Source organism: Pedobacter cryoconitis (genome assembly GCF_014200595.1).
In the GTDB taxonomy this organism is placed as follows: domain Bacteria; phylum Bacteroidota; class Bacteroidia; order Sphingobacteriales; family Sphingobacteriaceae; genus Pedobacter; species Pedobacter cryoconitis_C.
Window position 1 is genome coordinate 258346 of the sequence record NZ_JACHCG010000002.1, and the last position, 21531, is coordinate 279876.

At 40.3% G+C, this 21531-nt stretch carries 14 protein-coding genes; 10 read left to right on the top strand and 4 right to left on the bottom strand.

Annotation, left to right across the window (positions count from 1 at the left end):
• Window positions 1–8: 8 nt before the first annotated feature.
• Together HDE70_RS15055 and HDE70_RS15060 are read left to right on the top strand one after the other, a co-directional pair.
• Complete coding sequence (locus tag HDE70_RS15055) at window positions 9–2363, top strand: GAF domain-containing protein (RefSeq protein ID WP_183891125.1); 2355 nt, start codon at window positions 9–11, stop codon at window positions 2361–2363.
• A gap of 11 nt (window positions 2364–2374) precedes the next feature.
• Window positions 2375–4969 carry a BamA/TamA family outer membrane protein gene (locus tag HDE70_RS15060; RefSeq protein ID WP_183891126.1) on the top strand — a complete coding sequence of 865 codons (2595 nt, stop codon included), beginning with the start codon at window positions 2375–2377 and terminating at the stop codon, window positions 4967–4969.
• Window positions 4970–5029: 60 nt separating this feature from the next.
• Here HDE70_RS15060 and HDE70_RS15065 read toward each other — a convergent pair whose 3' ends face one another.
• Window positions 5030–5833: a hypothetical protein gene (locus HDE70_RS15065; RefSeq protein ID WP_183891127.1), complete on the bottom strand. Its 804-nt coding sequence runs from the start codon at window positions 5831–5833 to the stop codon at window positions 5030–5032.
• Window positions 5834–6058: 225 nt separating this feature from the next.
• Here HDE70_RS15065 and HDE70_RS15070 point away from each other — a divergent pair, with 225 nt between their 5' ends.
• Together HDE70_RS15070 and HDE70_RS15075 are read left to right on the top strand one after the other, a co-directional pair.
• On the top strand, window positions 6059–7465 hold the full coding sequence (locus HDE70_RS15070) for a glycogen synthase (RefSeq protein WP_183891128.1): 1407 nt from the start codon (window positions 6059–6061) through the stop codon (window positions 7463–7465).
• 8 nt (window positions 7466–7473) lie between these two features.
• Entirely contained in the window at window positions 7474–8748 is a 1275-nt protein-coding gene (locus HDE70_RS15075) for a glucose-1-phosphate adenylyltransferase (RefSeq protein ID WP_183867962.1), read from the top strand.
• Between the two features lie 307 nt (window positions 8749–9055).
• Here the strand turns inward: HDE70_RS15075 and HDE70_RS15080 are convergent, their stop codons facing one another.
• The 3 genes from HDE70_RS15080 to HDE70_RS15090 are packed head-to-tail and all read right to left on the bottom strand — an operon-like array spanning window position 9056 to window position 12879.
• A complete protein-coding gene (locus HDE70_RS15080) occupies window positions 9056–10108 on the bottom strand; it encodes a ferredoxin--NADP reductase (RefSeq protein WP_183891129.1) in 1053 nt (350 codons plus the stop codon).
• 38 nt (window positions 10109–10146) lie between these two features.
• Window positions 10147–11505 carry a sensor histidine kinase gene (locus HDE70_RS15085; RefSeq protein ID WP_183891130.1) on the bottom strand — a complete coding sequence of 453 codons (1359 nt, stop codon included), beginning with the start codon at window positions 11503–11505 and terminating at the stop codon, window positions 10147–10149.
• A gap of 3 nt (window positions 11506–11508) precedes the next feature.
• Window positions 11509–12879 (bottom strand): sigma-54-dependent transcriptional regulator, encoded by a 1371-nt coding sequence (locus HDE70_RS15090; protein ID WP_183891131.1) that lies wholly within the window; start codon window positions 12877–12879, stop codon window positions 11509–11511.
• Window positions 12880–13101: 222 nt separating this feature from the next.
• On the opposite strand from HDE70_RS15090, the gene HDE70_RS15095 reads away from it, so the two are divergent.
• From HDE70_RS15095 to HDE70_RS15120, 6 genes are all read left to right on the top strand, one after another.
• Window positions 13102–14346, top strand: coding sequence for an efflux RND transporter periplasmic adaptor subunit (locus HDE70_RS15095; protein ID WP_183867966.1), 1245 nt, complete (start codon window positions 13102–13104; stop codon window positions 14344–14346).
• A gap of 77 nt (window positions 14347–14423) precedes the next feature.
• A complete protein-coding gene (locus HDE70_RS15100) occupies window positions 14424–15122 on the top strand; it encodes an ABC transporter ATP-binding protein (RefSeq protein ID WP_183867967.1) in 699 nt (232 codons plus the stop codon).
• A gap of 69 nt (window positions 15123–15191) precedes the next feature.
• The gene (locus HDE70_RS15105) at window positions 15192–17564 is read left to right on the top strand and encodes an ABC transporter permease (protein ID WP_183867968.1); all 2373 of its coding nucleotides are present in this window, start codon (window positions 15192–15194) and stop codon (window positions 17562–17564) included.
• 11 nt (window positions 17565–17575) lie between these two features.
• Window positions 17576–19969 carry an ABC transporter permease gene (locus HDE70_RS15110; RefSeq protein WP_183867969.1) on the top strand — a complete coding sequence of 798 codons (2394 nt, stop codon included), beginning with the start codon at window positions 17576–17578 and terminating at the stop codon, window positions 19967–19969.
• Window positions 19970–20011: 42 nt separating this feature from the next.
• Window positions 20012–20695 carry an ABC transporter ATP-binding protein gene (locus HDE70_RS15115; protein ID WP_183867970.1) on the top strand — a complete coding sequence of 228 codons (684 nt, stop codon included), beginning with the start codon at window positions 20012–20014 and terminating at the stop codon, window positions 20693–20695.
• Between the two features lie 17 nt (window positions 20696–20712).
• Window positions 20713–21510: an ABC transporter substrate-binding protein gene (locus tag HDE70_RS15120; protein WP_183891132.1), complete on the top strand. Its 798-nt coding sequence runs from the start codon at window positions 20713–20715 to the stop codon at window positions 21508–21510.
• Window positions 21511–21531 lie beyond the last annotated feature (21 nt).

Here is a 21531-nt window from a genome sequence, read left to right on the forward strand (position 1 = left end):
AATAAAAAATGCAGGCAATAACTATTGACTTTAATAAGTACGTGTGCGGAGATGAAGTAAATGGGATGAAGGCAGATATCCGGCTTTCCTTAAAACCATTTATTAATTTCCTGACGGAAAAAATTAAGGTAGAAAAGACAGCCAAAATAAATTTCTATCATTATCTGCTGGAGCAGTTTTCTGCTTTTCCAGAATTGATGGACCCAATTCCTGCTGCCAATGTAGCTAAATACAATCACTTGTATGAACTGATTTATACTGCGTTATCACCTATTATTAATGACGAGAAAGAACAGCTTTGGGCTTTAAGTAAACCGGTTTGCCCTTGCTTTCATTACGGGACAAATGCTTTTTATAAAGTGCTGCTTGATGATAAAAAAGAAGGGCTGAATACAGATCTGGCCTTGCCTTCTCAACAGGAGATGCAAAAGACGATGCTGACCACGCTGTACAACCTGGTACTGCAAAAGTTTTACAACTTTAGTTTGGGAACAGATCAGCATGTGATTAAATCTATCGTTGACCATGACACGCAATTACTAAAATATTATAAATTAAATATAGATACCCGCTTTGTAGAAGTGAGCAGTATTAAGCCTTTACCGGAGTTGACGCTTCAAAATGTAAAGGAGTATATGCAGGATGAAACCAATAGCCTGGATACTCTGATGACGCTATTGCCTTCGGAAATGTTCCGCGTGGAAGGGATTTCTATTGTAAGCTTAGTAGATATTACCGCAGAATATGCTTTAGAATCTATTAAAAATGCTATTATATCACATAACCAATGTCAGATAGGATGGAGCACTGCTTCAATTTCAACGGCATTGAAGTCTTTAGTGGGCAGTGATCAGATTTCCTTCGGGTTATTGCCTTATTTGAAGTTGAATGATAAGATCTTACCTTATTTTCATGAGGGTTTTCAAAGTATAATTATTCAGCAGGCAAAACTCAATGGAGTCAGTGAAGAAGAGTATTCTAAACTTGTAGAAGACTTTGTAGCAAATCCCCGCAGACTGATCTTCCCTGAGATTAATATAGAAGAATACTCCACTTTTCCGATGCTGAAGCTGGTTGCGGATGCAGGAATTAAGTCTTATGCTATTTTTCCGTTGTATTATAATGCGCGGCTGATTGGCTGTCTGGAACTTTATACGAAAGACAGTGCTGCTTTTAATGGGAATACTTTATCCAGAATTGAAAGTGCATTTCCTTTGCTTGCACAGCTTTACCAGAATATTATTGTTGATTTTAACAATGAGATCACGGCTATTGTAACAGATAAATTTACAGCTCTGCAATCTTCTGTAGGATGGCGTTTCAACGAGGTTGCTTACAATTATATGCAATCTGGCGGGTGGAAGAAAGACCTTCCTATTGAACCTGTTTATTTTAAAGATGTACATCCTTTTTATGGGGCAATTGATATCAGGAATTCAAGTATTGAACGGAACCTGATGATCCGTAAAGACTTGTTTGCACATTTTGAGATCCTGGAAACGGCGTTGGGAAATCTGAAAACTGTTATTCCTGAAATTGTAGAAGATGATTTTCCAAGACAGCAATCTTCCTGGGATCATAAGGGTTTCGATGAGATCTCTGATCGGGAAATTATGAAAACTGATGATTATTTGCAACACCAGCTTCCTCCGTATTTGAATGTGCTTAAAGAAATCTATCCTGAAGCTAAAGGCATCATTAATGAATATTTTGAACTGACCCGCCAGGGAGGAAAGATCTTTGAAAACAGGGATAATTATGAGCAGAGTATGCAGGCGATTAACCAGGCAGTTAATAAACACCTGGATCAGTTCAATGCGGAATTGCAACAGGAACATCCTTGTTATTTTGAGAAATTCAGGACGGATGGGGTTGAGTTTGATATTTACCTTGGGCATTCGATTGCGCCTGACAGGGAATTCAGTGCTGATCTGGTTGCCGATTTCCGTTTGAGACAATTGAGAGCTATTGCGGAGATTACTAAACTCACGCATGAGCTGAAGCCGGCCTTGCCAATTCCTTTGGAAACGACACAGCTGATCTTTGTTTATGAGAAGATTATTGACATTAGTTTCCGTATTGATGAACAAAGATTTGATGTGGAGGGAAGTTACAATATCCGGTACCAGATGGTGAAAAAAAGGATTGATAAAGCACATGTCAAAGAAAGCTCAGAGCGTTTGACGCAGCCGGGTAAAATTGCAATTGTCTATTTTAATGGGTCAGAGGCGGATGAATATATGATTTATATCCATAAATTACAGCAGCAGGGCTTATTGACCGATGGGGTGGAGTTGCTGGAAGTCGAAGAATTACAAGGTGTGGAAGGACTTAAAGCATTGCGCGTAACAGTCGCCGTTTAAAAACAGATTAAATGATCATAATTTCCAGAAAAAATAAAATAAACCTGACAGTATCATTAACTACTCTGTTTTTTAGTTTCCCATTATTGACAAATGCACAGTTGCAGCGTACAAAGGATTCTATTACCGTAGCGATTGCTCCTGAATATGATGCCGTATCTAAAACACACCGTTTCTTTTTAGGTGAAAATTACCGTAAACAATGGGCCACACCTGTAAAGATGCGGATTGTTGATTTGCAGAAAGAACATGGAGGGATGAAGTTCCTGCAAATGGGCGGTGGAATGCAGACCCGTTCTATGCGTTTAGAGGATGCTTCGGGCAGAGAATGGGTATTAAGAACGGTACAAAAGTATTCTGAAAGAGGTTTGCCTGAAAACTTAAGGGCAACGATTGCAAAAGATATTGTACAGGATCAGATTTCTACGAGTCACCCTTATTCTGCGTTAATCGTTCCTCCATTGGCGGAGGTGCTTGATCTTCCGCATGCTGATCCCGAAATTGTATATGTTGGAGATGATCCGGCGTTGGGGCAGTACAGAAAGGATTTTGCCAATGCGGTTTATCTATTGGAAGAGCGCATGCCTGCTGGTTATGAGAAAAGTGATAATACGATAAAGGCACAGCGCAAAGTGGAAGAGGATAATGATACCTATTTCAACCAAAAGCTTGTATTAAGAGCAAGGTTGCTTGATTTTATTGTAGGAGATTGGGACAGACATGAGGATAACTGGAGATGGCTGAAACTGGAAGATGACAAGGGAGATAAAGAGTATGTTCCGGTTCCGCGTGACCGGGATAAAGTGTTTTTTAAGTCTTCTGGTGTATTTCCATGGATACTTTCTCATCAATGGCTGAATGCCAAACATCAGCCTTATGAACCAAATATCAGGGCGGTTGACCAATGGAACTTTTATCAGCGTTATTTTGACAGGTATTTCCTGAGCGGATTAAGTGAAAAGGACTGGCAGGAAGAAATTAAATATGTGCAGGAAAAGCTGACGCCTGCCATCTTACGGAAATCAATGCTATTGATGCCGGCCAATATCTTTGCACAAGGCGGAGAACAGACCTTGCAGATCATGATTGCCAGGAAAGATAACCTGGAGAAAAATGCAATGACTTATTATCGTTTCCTTGCGGCTACAGTGGAAATTCCTGCTTCTGATAAAAGAGAGTACTTTGAGGTGAAGCATAAAAAAAATGGGAACATAGAACTGACGGTCAGAAATATTAAAAAGAGTGGTGAAACAGGCAGAAAGTTATATCATCGCACTTTTGATCCAAAGCTAACCCACGAAATCAGGTTATATGGAATGGGAGGGGACGATATTTTTGAAGTTACCGGAGAAACGAAATCACCGATCAAAGTCCGGATGATTGGTGGAGATGGTAATGATAAGTTTGAAATTGCAAAGGAGCTGAGCCATAAATCGAATACGTATATCTATGACCGTTCGGATGAAGAGAATGAAATTCCATCTGCTAGTGTTGCCAAACTTCGCTTATCAACAGATACGAGTGTAAATCAATACAATAAAAGAAGTTTTGTATTTGATCAGTTTGGGCCGCTGTTTCATGTCAATTATAATATTGACCAGGGAATACAGGCTGGTGCAGGACTGATTTTAGAGAAACAGGGTTTCAGAAAAACTCCTTATGCTTCTCATCAGGAGTTTTGGGTGGATTATTCAACGGGCCGGAAATCTTTTATCTTAAGTTATGCCGGAGACTTTAAAAAAGCTATTGGAAATACTAATTTAAAGGTCAATGCGAACCTGCTGGGACCGAATAACCTGAGTAACTTTTTTGGCCTGGGTAATGAAACTGCTTTTATCAAAGATGATCCTAAAGGGATGTCTTATTACAGAAACCGGTATGATTACCTGACGGCAGATTTTCAGGCTTATAAAAAAGTGGATAAATGGACAATTGGCGGAGGACTGGCTACAGAATACTATACCAGCAGCCGTTCTGGAAATGAAAACCGGTTCCTGAATGACTTCAACCAGAGTAACCCGGAAGAATCAGTTTTCTCAGACCGTATTTATGCAGGCCTGATTACTGAAATCAAATATGATTCCAGAGATAATATTTCGATCCCTAAAAAGGGAATGTACTGGAATACCAGGATTACGGCTAACCAGCAGCTTAATGGGGATCATGAACGTTATGGGAAAATACAATCAGAGTTCCGCTATTACCTGAACCCCGGACAATCTGGTTTTGTGATTGCGAACCGTCTTGGTGGAGGGACAACGGTTGGAGATCCGGAATTTTTCCAGCAAATGCAGTTGGGTGGGGTACATAATCTTCGTGGTTTCCATACCAATCGCTTTACGGGGAAATCTATGTTGTATTACAACCTCGATCTGCGTTTGAAGTTGTTTGATTTTACCTCTTATATCGTACCGGGTTCATTAGGGCTTTTAGGTTTTAATGATGTGGGCCGTGTATGGGTACCGGGACAGACTTCCAATCAGTGGCACCACGGTTATGGTGGTGGAATCTACATTGTTCCGGCAGATTTAATCCTGATCCAGGCAGCGGTAGGTTTTTCAAAAGAAAGCACAATGCCGTATATCTCTGTAGGATTTAATTTCTAAGATTTCATAAAAAGAGCTGCCGGAATGATCTAATATTCATTCCGGCAGCCCTTAAGTCTGTCAGAGTTCTTTATAAACCACCTTAACTGAACTTTTCACCCCCTCAATAGTTGCATTGATCGTTTCGGGATAACCATCTTTATTAAAAACGTAATCGAAACTTTGATTCATACCGGGGTTCAGCAGCTCATTGCAAAGCTGTATGTTATGATGTTCCGAGAGAAAGAGGTTCATTCCGGAAGGAAAAAGGTTGTTTTCTTTCTCCAGTTGCAGCAACCATACATAATTACTTTGTTTAAATAAGCCGTTTTTGAGATCATAATCATAATTCAGGCTGGTCGTCGTGCTTTTTTCATAATTCAGACTGCCTGTCTCATTATATTTTTTTTCCTGTTCCGCTGTCTTTCGTTCATTTGTATCGAAATAGCTAACTTTAATGACTTGATTGTTAGTGTTATAATCCAGTTCGTAAAATCCGGTCTGGGTATACTTATTTCCTTTGACCTTATACGTGTTCCCTTTGATTATCCTGCCTTTTTCATCCAGCTCGTAGCTCGTACCAGAAATAGTCTCGTTATTCTTAAGCCGCTCCAATTCTACGGGTTTACCCATTTTGTCGTAAGTCATGGCTATACTTCCACCGTCTTCGTGGGTGAGCTTCAGTATAGCAAACAGGGGCGTATAGGTAATGATTATTTTTGACTTGCCGCTGCCCAGCTGAACCGGAATTAATTTTCTGGTTCCAACTTCTACTATAGGTGGAATAGTTTCAGGAGTCTGAACTGGTTCATCTTTCTTTTTACATCCCCAGCACCCCAATAAAAAAATCAGGCTGATTGATAAACATCTTTTGTAAATTTCCATATCAACAATAAATTTAAGATTTAATTAAAACCTCAACTTACTCCGGTATTTTCATAAAGTGTTTAAATATTTAAATAAATATCCTAACAATAACAAAATAAGCCTGATAGGCTTTGAAAAAAAATAATACAATTTAATGAAAAACAAACTGTGCTTATTTGGGTTATAACTCATATTTTAATAGCAAATTATAAACAGCCTCTTATCTCAGTACTCCAATAATTTATGGAAATAATTCATCTCAGTGCAGAATGTTATCCGATAGCTAAAGTTGGCGGATTGGGGGACGTGGTAGGCGCATTGCCAAAATATCAAACTAAACTTGGCCATTATGCCAAGGTGGTAATGCCGGCCTATAACAACTCATTCCTGCTGCAAAACGAATTTGAAGTTGTCTATGATTCATGGGGCAATCTTGGAACCCGTCATTTTCCTGTTCGTATCTTCAGAGAGAAAACCAATAAACTTGGTTTTGATCTTTACCTTGTGCATATCGCCGGACTTACAGACCGTGATAAGGTGTATGGTTATGAGGATGATACCGAGCGTTTTCTTGCTTACCAGATTGCTGCATTGGACTGGATCAATCAGTGGGAGCACCGCCCGGACGTGATCCATTGTCATGATCATCATACTGGCCTGGTTCCATTTATGACAGGCAATTGTGAGAAGTATAAAGACCTCAGAAATATTCCGACTATATTAACTATTCACAATGCGCAATACCAGGGGCAATTTGGATGGGATAAGTTAGCTTATCTGCCAGCTTTTGATCTTTGGAGATCGGGCTTATTGGAATGGAAAAAAGATATTAATCCACTCGCTTCAGCTATTAAATGTGCGTGGCGGGTAACAACGGTTTCTCCAAGTTATTTAGAAGAAATCAGTTATAATGCGAATGGACTGGAAAGTCTTTTAGCTAGTGAAAGGGGAAAATCTGCCGGGATTCTGAATGGTATAGACAATGAGGTATGGGATCCGCAGAAGGATCCTATGTTAACTAAAAATTACACAATAAGGACGGTAGAAAGTGGAAAGAAGGCAAACAAAGCGGCCTTATGTGATGTTTTTAATTTAGATCCGGCAAAACCACTGTTCACTTTTATTGGCAGGCTGGTAGGAGAGAAGGGGGCAGATTTATTACCTGCAATTTTCCATAATTCTTTAGCGCATAGCTATGGGAATATCAATATTCTTGTACTGGGGTCTGGTGATCCAGAGGTGGAGGGAAAATTGATGGAGTTAAAGGAATGGTTCCCCGGAAATTATAATGCTTATATCGGTTACAATGAAACGTTATCGCACCAGATTTATGCAGGAGCAGACTTCTTATTGATGCCTTCGAGGGTAGAGCCTTGCGGGTTAAATCAGATGTATGCCTTGCGTTATGGCACGGTACCGATTGTAAGAAGAATAGGCGGTTTGAAAGATACGGTGGTGGATATAGGTGATGGTGGGTTTGGTATTTGCCATGACCAAACAAGTATAGAGGATGTTGGACACGCGATTGGAAGAGCTTATGATCTTTACCAGAATAAAAAACAGGTAAAGGAGATTTTAAAGTTCACCATGCAGCTGGATCACTCCTGGGATAAGGCAGCCCAACAATATATAGATCTGTACCAAATGTAATTTATCATATGACTGAAAAAGTACTAGGAGTTATCCTTGGCGGTGGCCAGGGCTCCAGATTATCACCGCTTACGCAGACCCGTTCCAAGCCCGCAGTTCCGATTGCAGGAAAATATCGTTTGGTAGACATTCCTATTTCTAATTGTCTGAATTCTGGTATTCACCGCATGTTTGTACTCACTCAGTTTAATTCGGCATCTTTAAATAAGCACATTAAAAATACATACCATTTTAGCCACTTCAGTGATGCTTTTGTGGATATTCTTGCGGCAGAGCAAACGCCTGATAATCCAACGTGGTTTCAGGGAACGGCTGATGCTGTGCGCCAGACGATGCACCATTTGTTACAGCATGATTTTGAGTATGTGCTGATCTTATCAGGTGATCAGTTGTATCAGATGGATTTTAACGAGATGTTATTGGCGCATGAGGAGAGCGGGGCTGAGGTTACTTTAGCAACGATCCCGAGTACGGCTAAGGATGCAACGAGTTTCGGGATCTTAAAGGCGAATGAAGAAAATATAATTACTTCTTTTATTGAGAAACCGAGTGCTGATTTATTGGTAGACTGGGCTTCGGATACCGGGCCGGAAATGCAGGCTGAGGGCCGTAATTACCTGGCTTCAATGGGTATCTATATTTTTAACCGGGATTTACTGGTGAGGATATTTGCTGAGAATCCTGACGAGAAGGATTTCGGGAAGGAAATTATCCCACGTGTTTTACAGACACAGCGTGTACTGAGTTTTCAGTATGAGGGGTATTGGACGGATATTGGTAATATCTGCTCTTTCTTTGAGGCAAATTTAGGGTTGACGGATGATATTCCCAAGTTCAATTTGTTTGATAGTAATCAGAGCATTTTCACCAGGCCAAGGATGTTGCCACCTACGAAGATTTTAAGTACTTCGTTAGTGAAAGCGGTTATTGCGGAGGGTTGTATTTTAAATGCGGACCTGATTAAGCATTCTGTGATTGGTATCAGGTCAAGGATTGGCAATGGTACGTCTGTAGAGAATACTTATATTATGGGTAGTGACCGGTATCAGACGCTTGCGGAGATTGCGGAGGAAAATGCTGCGGGAAGACCGCTGATTGGAATCGGGGACAGGTGCAAGATTTTTAACGCGATCGTTGATAAGAATTGCAGGATTGGAAACGATGTTGTGATCAATGGGGGGATTCATTTAGAGGATGGAGACTTTGAGTGTTATGCGGTTAAGGATGGTATTGTGGTTGTGAAGAAGGATGCAGTAATTACTGATGGAACGGTGATTGGGTAGGGGTTTTTCCTGAAGGTCAATAAAAAAAGGTTGAGCAGTTTTCTGGCTTGCGTTCCCTGAAGAGGGATCCGAGGCTCAGAAAATTGCTCAACCTTTTTTTATTGATCCGGATTTTAAACCCTTCCCGATAACTGTTAGATTAGTATTACAAGGCCATTGCTTATTCCACAACCTTGTGGTTGTTGGTTAGGAGGTGAATTTGGATGCCATTAGATGTTGTTAAGGATTGCTATTAGATGTTCGTTATGGATTACTATTAGGTGTTTGTTATGGATATGATTCCTTAATAATTATAGTTAGATAGCGCTTAGATTACGATTTTAGTGTTGTTCCGGGTAGGGTGCCCTGTACAGATCAGCACTCTTCCGGCTGCGATTTCTTCATCGGTTAAAACTTCATTATAGTCCATTCTGACGCCGCCCTCAGTGCAGGAGGCTACGCAGGAGCTGCATATTCCGGCTCCGCAGCTGTAGGGTACGTTGATGTTATGAGCGAGAGCTACTTCCAGGATTCTTTTATACCAGGGTACTTCTAGTTGGTAGACGTTTTTATTGAATTCAAGGATGACAGTATAGGTGTTTTTGTCTTTGATGACCTTCTCGGTCATGTCGTCATCGTCTGCTTCGTCTTCGGGGATGAAGTAGGTTTCTTTTTTTATCTGGTCTATACGAAAGCCTAAGCCTAACAGGGAAATGCGGCACATGACCATGTAGTCAATGGGCCCGCAGGTGTAGCATAGAGCGTCGGATTGGTCGTATTGGATGTTTGAGTTGTAGAGGTCGTGGAATGCGAAGCTGTTAAGGCGTGCGAATTGCAGGTTCTTGGAGTCGCTGAAAAGGTAGATTAGTTTAAAGCGCCCGGGGTAGTCTTTTTGCCACTGGTTTAGTTCTTCGTAGAAGAGGGTTGTGGTGGCGGAACGGTTACTGTAGATCAGTACTATTTTTGAGTTTTCTTCTTGTAGCAGGGCCGTTTTCAGGATGGAGTAAACGGGGGTAATGCCCACGCCGGCTGCAAAGAGGAATACAGTACGTTTGATGGTTTTGACAGGGGTATAGGTGAAAATTCCTGTGGGTGGCAATACGGTCAGGATATCTCCGACGGCCGTTTTGTGGTGGAGGTATTTAGAGATTTCTCCGTTTTCTACAAGTTTTACTGCAATACTAAGGGGTTCGTTAATAGCGGGTGAGCTGCAAATGGAGTAGGAACGCCTGATTTCTTTGTTATTAACCTGGAAGAGCACAGTCAGGAATTGTCCAGCCTCATAGATTGGTGGGAGGCCATTTACGGGTTCGAATTGAATGAAGACATTGTTTCCGGGAAGCTGTGAAATTTCAGTAATACGTAATTGCAGGGTATTCATAGGATACAAATCTATTGATTTATTTTATAAAGGATCGCTTAAACATAGTTGAAAACCAGGGAGAAGATGGTTTTTTCGTGAGGTATTGAGCTGACTTCAAGGTTGCCGTAGTGCATTTTCATGATGTTACGGGTGATGGTTAAGCCAATACCTGAACCATTTTTCCGGGTAGTGAAGAATGGAACGAAGATCTTCTCAGCTAGTTCGGGTTCAATGCCTTTACCGTTATCGGTGACGTCGATAAAGAGTTTGTTTTGTTCCAGACGGTAGTCTATTTCTATTTGAGGGTTGTTAATGTCTTCCAGGGCATGGATACTGTTAGTAATCAGGTTGATTAAGGCTTGTTCTACCAATTTTAAGTCTACGTTGACGGTGATTTTTGAAGAGGTTTGTCCTACTGATAGTTTTACGTTTTTTGCAGAGGCAAAGGGTTGCATCAGAATCTGGATGTGTTGCAGGATCTCACCTATGCTATGGGATTCGAGTTCAGGAGTCGGCAATTCGGCGATTAAACGATAGTCTTTGACGAAGTCCAGTAAGCCGATGGAGCGTCTTTTGATGGCCTGGATTGCAGGTTTAAGGTCTTCAAGCTCTTCTTTGTTGAGGGAGTCTTTGTCCGAGACCATCGCATTGATAGTATCAGAAAGGGAGCTGATCGGGGTAATGGAATTTAGGATTTCATGGGAGATTACACCGATGAGCCTGTTCCATGCTTCTATTTCTTTTTGCTCAATTTCATCTTTGATGTTCTGGAAAGAGATAATTCTATAGTTGGTATTGTAGAGGTTGATCGGGATGACTTCGGTAGAGAGCTGGATCAGTTTGTCCTGGATTTTTAATTCGAGGAACCTCTTGCCACCTTTTTCTATGCGCTCTATTTCAGTGGCGAAAAGTGGAAGATGCTGTTTCAGGCGATGCCAGTATTTATAGGCTGGTACTTTGAGTAAGGCTGCTGCGGCTTCATTAAAGAAGGATATCTCAGCTTGATCGGGCGTAGTGTTATCGTCTTTTAATACGATTACGCCAACGGGAACCTGCTGAAGGATGGTTTTAATAAGTTGAAACATGGCGTCCTGTTCCAGCTGGATGTCTTTATGGGTTTTAATGATATCATCAAAAGAGCTGTAGAGGTCAGGGAAGCTGCCTTTAGTACTTTTATTTCTGAAGTTTAAGGTATGGTCACGGGTTTTGACAGCAAGTATAAAGCGTTTGATATCAGCTCTGATCTGGTTGATATAGTTGTAGAGGGAAATGATACTGATCAAAAGGATACAGGAGACACCAGCAATGGTAAACCAAAGCTGGGTTTTGAGTATCAGATAGGCCAGCAGCAAGGCCAGCGAATTGATGAGCAACAGATTAAGGAGGAGCCTGAAAGTGAAACGTTGATAAAACATAAGCTATAATCCGAATTTTTCTATCCTGCGGTACAGGGCCGCACGGGTCAGGCCAAGCTCGGCTGCTGCACGGGATATATTTCCTTTGTGGTTTTCTATAGCCTTTTGTACCATCATTTTCTCCATTTCTTCCAGGTCGAGCGTTACCGGCATTGGTGTGGTACCACCAAATCTTTGTGGACCTAATTGTAAATCCTGTTCTGTAACCTCTTTACCATCTGCCATAATGATAGCGCGCTCAATTACGTGCTGTAATTCCCGGACATTTCCCGGCCAGTGATAGTTTAATAAGGTCTTTTCTGCCTTTTCGGTGATGCTGGTGATGTTTTTATGATACTTTGTACTAAATATATGTAAAAAATGATTAGCGAGCTGTATAATGTCTTCTGCACGTTTATGCAGGGGAGGAAGTTCAAGTTCTACGGTGTTAATCCGGAAAAGCAGATCCTGACGGAAGGTTCCCTTTGCAACCATTTCATTCAAAGGCATATTGGTTGCAGTGATTAACCTTACGTTTACTTTACGGTCTTTGCTCTCTCCTAAACGGGTCACTGTCCGGTTTTGAAGCACGGTAAGGAGTTTGGATTGCAGGGGTAGGGAAAGGTTACCAATCTCATCCAGAAAGATGGTTCCGTTGTCGGCAAGCTCGAATCTTCCGGGACGGTCATCGCGGGCATCTGTAAATGCACCCTTGGCGTAACCGAATAGCTCACTTTCAAAGAGATTTTCATTTAATGAGCCTAAATCGACATGCATGAAAATATGGTTTTTTCTGAGGGAGTGTTTATGGAGCTCATAGGCGAATACCTGTTTTCCGGTACCGTTTTCTCCAAGAATCAGTACGTTGGCATCGGTTGGGGCTACTTTGATCAAGGTGTTTTGCAGCTGTTTGACAGGCTCAGAAGTACCGATGATATGCTCGAATTTACGCGCCTGATCGCTTTGGATAGAGGTGTTTATCTTTTCTAGTTTTTTGACTTTTTTAGTGGATTGCCTTAATTTAGAGGCAGCAGAAAGCGTTGCATAGAGCTTTTCATTTTCCCAGGGTTTAAGGATAAAGTCTGTTGCACCTTTTTTGATGGCTTGTACAGCGAGTTCTACATTACCGTAGGCAGTCATCAGAATGACTACATAATCTTTATCAATAGATAGAATGTGTTCTAACCAGTAAAGTCCCTCACGGCCATTACTTGCCCCTTTTTGATAGTTCATATCCAGCAGGATGATATCTATTTCGTTATGGCTCAATAGAACATTGATCTCCTTTGGAGATTTACAGGTGATAATCTGGTTGAAATGCTGCTTCAGAAAGAGCTTTGCACTTAATAGGATATCATCGTCATCGTCAATTACTAAAACGTTTGCTTCTGTCATTTTGTAAGATTTTAGGCAGCTTTAAGGGTTGTAATCTGGTTAGTTTGAAAGGCTGCTGAACAAAAATAAAGGAATTGTCCGTTGCTGTACAACAGGTGTCCGATAATGAACGGTGTTTTTCTGTTAAAATGATTTAAGTTATTGATTTTTAGTGAATTAAATATGTTTTGTTGCTTTGGCATATCCTTGGCTTAAGGGCAGATAGATATTACAATAGTTATCATGGATAAGATCATCGAAAAAAAGAGATTCAGTACCAAAAAGATATTAATGCTTACGGGAGGGCTTTTGTTGGCCGGACTGGTGGGATATGGATATAAGCTATCATTGAATAAAGTGTATAAAGCTGACGCAGATAAACTGACGATCAGTAAAGTTAAATATGGTGATTTTGAGGATGTGGTTTTACTCAATGCAAGTGTAGTACCGCTAACTTCAGTAATTGTAAGTTCTCCGGAAGGGGGAACGGTAGCCGAAATTTTCACGGAGAATGGAGCTAATGTAGTTAAAGGTACTCCGCTTTTGAGAATAGCTAATCCAAATGCGTTATCTAATTATACTTCGAGCGAGACCAGTATTATAGAACAGATTAATCAATTGCGCAAGGTGCGCCTGGATCTGGAACAAAATCAAAGGGTAATGGCTCAGGATATGATGGTGATCGAAAATACATTGAGAACAGCTGGCCGGAAATATAAAATTGATAGTGCGCTGTTTCTGAATAAAGTAATTACCAGGGAAGAATTTAATACTTCAAGCCAGGATTATGAGTATAATAAAGGTAGAAAAGCGATTTTAAAACAGGCTGTTAAACAGGAAAATCAGAGCAGGACGATGCAGTTACAGCAAATTGATGTTTCTGTAACCAGGATGAATGAGAGTTTGGAAACTATCCGCAAGAATATAGAGAATATGACCATTAAAGCGCCGGTTTCAGGAAGGTTATCTTCTTATGATCCTGTGATCGGTAAATCTTATACGGCCAATGAGATGCTTGGAAAGATTGATGTGATGCAGGGATATAAATTACAGGCTGGGGTAGATGAATATTATATCAACAGGGTAAAGGAAGGGCAATCTGCTAATTGTGAGTTCAATGGGAAAACTTATCGTCTTACGGTCAGAAAGGTAATTCCGGAAGTTACAGCAGGGCAGTTCCAGGTAGAATTAGTTTTTGAAGGGAAATCACCTGATGAGTTAAGAAGAGGATTATCTTTACAAGTAAAACTTACGCTTTCAGATAATAGTAAATCTCTGTTATTGGCACAGGGACAGTTTTTCCAAAGTACCGGAGGTTCGTGGGTATTTGTGCTGAAAAATGGGAAAGCTCAGAAAAGAAACGTAAAAATAGGCCGTAAAAATTACCTGTACTATGAGATCATGGAAGGGTTGCAGAAAGAGGAAGAAGTGATTACTTCCTCTTATGATCAGTTCAATCAATATGATATTGTAGAGGTCAGTAAGTAATCAAATAGCAATAGAGCTTAATCAAATAATTAGAAAATCCATTCGTAAAAAGACATAAAAATATAAATCATCATATCATGATAAAAATTGAGAACCTGGAAAAAGTATACAAAACGGAAGAGGTAGAAACAACCGCGCTGAACGGAATCAATATGCACGTTAAAGCTGGGGAGTTTGTCTCTATTATGGGCCCCTCAGGTTGTGGAAAATCTACTTTATTGAATGTAATGGGGCTTTTGGATAAACCTGAAAGTGGCAGTTATAAGTTTCTGGAAACAGAGCTGCTGACTATGAATGATAAAGAACGCTCCAACTTCCGCAAAAGGAACATGGGCTTTGTATTCCAGAACTTCAATCTGATTGATGAACTGACTGTGTTTGAAAACATAGAATTGCCGCTGATCTATAATAAAGTTGCTGCGCCTGAACGTAAACGTCTGGTTAATGAGATGATCGAAAGAATGAATATTGTGAACCGGAGCGGTCATTTTCCGCAGCAGTTATCCGGAGGTCAGCAGCAGCGTGTTGCCGTTGCAAGGGCATTAGTTACTAAACCAAAATTAGTACTGGCAGATGAGCCTACGGGTAATCTGGACAGTTCTCATGGAAATGAAGTCATGGAATTGCTTTGCGAACTGAATGAACAAGGGACTACCATTGTGATGGTGACCCACTCTTCGCATGATGCAAGCTTCTCTAACCGGATTATTAACCTGAAAGATGGGCATGTAATTTCAGAAAAAGTAAATAAAGAGCGGTCTGAAGAACTTATTTAAGCAACGTTTTCATTTAAAAAGCGTCAATCTGTAAAAGAACCACAAGCGATTAAATCTGAACCACCAGTTATGTTTAAACTCAACCTGAAAATTACTTTAAGGAATCTCTGGAGAAATAAAACCTCTTCTTTAATCAACATCAGTGGCCTGGCTATTGGACTTGCTTCCTGCTTGTTGCTGATGTTGTATGTTTCTTATGAAAAGAGCTATGATAATCATGGAAAGGATGACGGGCAGGTTTATAAAGTGATGACGAATTTCCTGGACATTCATAGAAAGATCGAATCTACAGGAGAGCTTACCGGAAATATGATTGGGCCAGTGCTAAAGGAGAATTATCCTGCGGTGAAAGCGATGAGCCGTTATGAGTGGGGAGGGCCGAAGTTAATTGCGAACGGAACTAAAAGTTTTAAAAAGAGCGGCCGCTTTGCAGATGCAGACATCCTGAATGTATTTGACTATACTTTTGTTTCAGGGGATCAGAAAACGGCGCTGAATGAACCTGATAATGTAATTGTTACTGAATCTACTGCGAAGCTCTTATTTGGTACAACGGATGTGCTGAATAAAATGGTCCGTTTTGAGAATAAGCTGAGTCTTAAAATCACAGGTGTGGTTAAAGATATACCTGGTAATACTTCTGTCTATTTTGACTTTCTGATGCCCTGGTCACTTTATGAAACCCAGTTTGATTGGGTGAAACAGCCCGCATGGACTAATTTCAACTGGTCAACTGTGGTCAGACTGGATCAGTCAACTGATGTTGAACAGTTTAATAAAGAGATCGAAGGGCTTATGGAGAAAAAACGTCCTGACGCCAGAGCTTCTGCATTCGTTTATCCATTAAGTAAACTCCATCTGCATGGTAATTTTGTCAACGGAAAAAGTGTGGGAGGGAAAATTGAACAGGTACGTTTATTTATGGGGCTGGGTATAGGGATCTTGCTGATTGCCTGTGTCAATTTTATGAATATGGCCACTGCAAAATCTGAACGCAGAGCCAAAGAAGTCGGAATCAAAAAAACTATTGGCGCAACAAGGGGAAGTTTGATCAGTCAGTTCCTGATGGAATCATTGGTGTTAACTTTTTGCAGTGCGGTTATGGCCATTGTGATCATTGAGCTGGCATTACCCTTATTTAATAATTTATTAGGTATTGAACTGGGGATTAGTTATTCAAATACAGAGATATGGGCAGGCCTGATTTCGGTAGTGTTATTGACTGGTCTGGTTGCCGGAAGTTATCCTGCATTTTATCTGTCTTCTTTTAATCCAGTACAAATCCTTCGGAAAAAAGGCGGTAAAAGCCAGGGACAATTGATCAGTCTGCGTCAGTTACTAGTGATCGGACAATTCAGCTTTGCCGTGATATTGATTATTGCAACAACGGTGATTTATCAGCAGATACAATATATTAAAAACAGGCCGGTAGGTTACAAGGTGAATGAACTGGTAGAAATGGAGCAGGATGGTGATCTGGTTAATAAATTCGATGTACTGAAAGCTAAATTGTTGCAGTCCGGAGCTATAACTGCGCTGGCACAATCTTCAACCAGTATGACTATAGATGGTTCAAATTTTAGCGGTATGCAATGGCCGGGATCTACCCATGCTGATGAACTGTTTACCTTTAATCAAATCGCTACAACTTATGATTTTATTAAAACTACGGGTGTGAAATTATTGGAAGGAAGAGAATTCTCTCCTCATTTTGCTTCTGATAGTGCCGCTGTGATGGTGAGCCGTTCAGCAGTGAAACGGATGAATTTAGTTAATCCGGTCGGGCAGATTGTCGTTTATCATGGAGAGAAGCGGACAATCGTAGGTGTCTTTGATGATTTTATCTGGGGTTCACCTGCTCAAATTGACCGGCCAATGGTCATTGGATTTTATCAGGGTTGGGGAGGAACAGTTATTATGCGCTTAAATCCCGCAAATGCACCTGCGGCTAACCTGGCACTGATTGAAAAGATTACTAAAGAGGTAAATCCTGCATATCCTGTGCAGGTTAATTATGTAGACCGTTTGTATGCAGGGAAATTGCATGCACAAAAGGTGTTAGGTGTATTGTCTAATCTATTTGGCGGACTGGCTATTTTTATTTCCTGTCTTGGTCTATTTGGACTGGCTGCCTTTAGTGCAGAACAAAGAACAAAAGAGATCGGGGTCAGAAAGGTGTTGGGGGCTTCTGTAGTACATTTGATGCAGTTGCTTTCTTTAAGTTTTCTGAAAATGGTGCTGATTGCTATTGTAATCGGTGTTCCTGTTGCAAATTATATGATGAATGGCTGGTTGAGGAATTTTGAAATTCATACGACGATCAACTGGCTGGTCATAGTACTGATCGCAGCAGGCACTTTAGGAATTGCGCTGATTACAGTAAGTCTTCAGACTTATAAAGCTGCCAAAACAAATCCGGTGCAAGCTTTAAAATACGAATAATCACAATAATCATGTTCAGACTCAATCTTAAAATTGCCTTCAGGAACCTTTGGAAAAATAAGGGTTATACTTTGATTAATATCGCAGGTTTATCTATTGGTATGGCAGGCTGTATCCTGATCTTTTTGTTTATCAGTTATCAATTGAGCTTTGATCAGCGGTATAAAAACAAAGACAGAATTTATAGGGTAGTCAGCCATGCATATTATGCAGGCGGTGAAGAATTTGACAGTGCAGTGCCCCTGCCTTTAGCTGATGCCATGCGCAATGATTTTGGAATGTTGGAAAACGTTGCTGCGTTAGAGTCGGTATGGGGAATGATTAAAGTCAGAGATGCTAAAGGGAATATGAAAATCAAAATTAAGGACAGGGCATTTTATGTAGCGCCTGATTTCTTTAAAATATTTGATTATCAGTGGTTGCAGGGAAATCCGGAGCAGGCTTTAAAAGAGCCAAATACAGTTGCACTTTCGCAAAAGACGGCTGAGCGGTTTTTTGGGGACTGGCATAAGGCCGTCGGCAAAACTATCAATTTTAAAAATGATAAAGATCTTAAAGTTACAGGCATATTCGCTGATATTCCGGAGAATAATAGTAATGTGATTAATATGGCAATTTCTTATGCAGGCTTTGTACAGAGAAATCAAAAACGTTGGGGATCGATATCTTCAGGTTCTGAATGCTATATTTTACTTAAACCTGGTGTAACAATTGCTGATCTGGAGCGTCCAAAAGCTGCATTCCTGAAAAAATACTATGTCGAAAAGACAGTTGGAAAACCGGATCATCTTTTTCAACCACTTGATGAAATCCATATAGATGAACGTTTCACTAATTTTTCTGGCAAAATAACCAGTAAAAGTGAACTGTTTGGCCTTACAGCGATAGGTGTGTTGCTGCTAATTACCGCATGCATCAACTTCATTAACCTGGCTACTGCACAAGCAGTAGGAAGGTCTAAAGAAGTTGGTGTACGCAAGGTAATGGGAAGTGGTAAAAAACAACTCATGGTTCAATTCCTTACCGAAACGATGCTGCTGACCTTCGTTGCATTGTTATTGGCCTGCGCAATCACAGAAATTGCTTTGCCCGGCATGTCAGCCCTGTTTAAGGAAAAAATAACGTTCAATCTGCTTGAAAACCCAGTCATCTTTATATTTATTCTTTGTATGGTCATATTTGTTGGCTTTTTATCCGGCTTTTATCCTGCAATGGTGATGTCTGGATTTAGTCCGGCGCTTGCTATTAAAAACAAGGTAAATATCGGACATGGTGGTGGAATGTTACGTAAGGTACTTGTTGTAGTTCAATTCGCCATTACAATTGTATTGGTTACTGGCACATTAGTCATTCTGATGCAAATGAAATTTATGAGAGAAAAGCCTCTTGGATTTAATTCATCGGCAGTAGCTTTAATTACCATTCCTACTGATAGTGTAAGCAGACAGAAATTTGAGATTTTAAAGAACAGGGTTAAAGCCGAACCCGGTGTATTAGCTGTTAGTTTGTGCGATAATGGCCCGAGTGCTGATGATAATACAAATAACGCATTTGCTTTCGATGGAACAAAAGATGCTGATTTTCAAGCTAACACCAAAATTGTAGATGAGGATTATTTGAAGACATTTGGTTTGCAGCTTGTGGCGGGAAGATACCTGAATCAGCGTAAAAGCGATACCGTCCATGAATTTGTGGTGAATGAAACTTTATTGAGGAAATTAAATGTTATCCATCCTCAAGATGCAATTGGAAAGAAGATTCTGTTTGGAGGATTAAGTATTCCTGTCGTTGGTGTAGTGAAAGACTTTAATAATCTGAATCTGAGAGCTTCAATTTCTCCGATAATTATGGGGACCCGCAATGATCGTTTCGAGATTATGGCAGTGAAAATGAACGTGAACCAAATTCCGGATGTGATGAAGAATGTAGAGAAAATCTGGAATGAATATTATCCGGACCATGTTTATTCTTCTGATTTTATGGATGATAAAATCAATAAATATTATGAAAGCGAGCGGATTACGGGTACGTTATTTAAAGTATTTGCACTGGTGATCATCTTTATTTCTTTCATCGGTTTGTTTGGCCTGATCTCTTTTGTTGCGACACAGAGAACCAAAGAAATGGCTATTCGTAAAGTGTTGGGTGCGAGTGTCTTTGAACTGGTCAGTATGCTGAATACTACTTTTATTTTCCTGATTTTATTAGCTAACCTGATTGCCTGGCCTGTAGCCTATATTTTTATTCAAAAGTGGTTATCTGGTTATGCTTACCGCATTACACTCAGTATCTGGCCTTTTGCAGCTGCAATGTTTATCTCACTGATGATTACCCTGATTACTGTAAGTTTCCGTTCTTACAAGGCAGCTAAAACCAATCCAATAGATGCACTTAAATACGAATAAAACAAATAGAATTAACTGATTAAATCTTATATTTATCAAAACATGATACAATTACAGAATATAGAAAAATATTATGCAAACAAGGGGCTGAAAAGTTATATCCTCAGACATGTGAGCACAACTATTCAGCAAGGTGAATTTGTTTCGATTATGGGGCCTTCTGGTGCCGGGAAATCTACTTTACTAAATATCTTAGGAATGCTGGAAGAGCCTACCTATGGCAGCTATGAGTTTATGGGTGAGAATGTGGTTTCCCTGAATGAGCGCCGCAGGATAGAGCTTTACAGAAATCATATCGGTTTTGTTTTCCAGGCTTATCATTTGATAGATGAAATGACCGTTGCCGAGAACATTGAAGCGCCTTTACTTTATAAAAAGGTTGGCAGTGCGGAACGTAAAAGCCGCGTAGCAGAAATGCTTGACCGCTTTAATATGGTGGCTAAAAAAGATCTTTTCCCGAACCAGTTATCGGGTGGTCAGCAGCAGCTGGTAGGTATTGCAAGAGCGCTGGCAGCACAACCATTGATTATCCTGGCAGATGAGCCGACTGGAAATTTACAGTCTGCACAGGCTTTGCAAATTATGGATCTTTTCAAAAAACTGAATGAAGAGGAAAATATTACGATTATTCAGGTAACGCACTCTGAAATCAACGCTGGTTATGGCACACGGATTTTACATTTACTTGATGGAGTAATTAGTGAGGATCTTCAGGTGGTCGTATAAAAAAGTATCTTTGCTGCATGTTACGTCAGTTTACCGATCAGCTTGATCAAACTATTACACTAAATTATCCGCCAAAGCGGATTATCTCTATTGTGCCTTCCCAAACAGAATTGCTGTTCGAACTGGGGCTAAATGAAGAAGTGATCGGACTGACTAAGTTTTGCATTCATCCTGCGCAGCAGTTTAAAGCTAAAACTAAAGTAGGGGGGACAAAGAAACTGAATATTGAGCTGATCAGAAGTTTGAAGCCTGATTTAATTATTGGCAACAAAGAAGAGAATACGAAAGAAGACATAGAATTATTGCGGAAGGAGTTTCCGGTATGGATGAGTGATATCTTTACGCTCGAAGATGCCATGAAAACTATTACGCAGATCGCAGAATTAGTAGACAGGCAACCTGAGGCAGCTTATTTAAACTATCTGATCAATGCCGGGTTTACAGATCTGCAAACTTTAGCTTTAGAACAGGGGATAGATAAAAAAGTCGCTTACCTGATCTGGAAGGGGCCTTATATGCTGGCCGGAAGAAATACTTTTATTGATGATATTTTGGTTAAAAACGGATTGACTAACGTAATTAAAGCAGATCGTTACCCTGAAATTGAGCTTCAGGAACTGGCTGCATTAAAGCCGGAACTGATTTTACTCTCTTCAGAGCCATATCCTTTCCGGGAAAAGCATATTGAAGAGTTAAAAATGGCAATTCCTGAGGCCAAAGTGATGTTGGTAGACGGAGAAATGTTCTCTTGGTATGGCAGCAGATTGGTCAAAGCGGTTCAATATTTATTTCAGTTGCAAAAAGAATTAAAATAAATTGGCTTAAAATGAATGTGT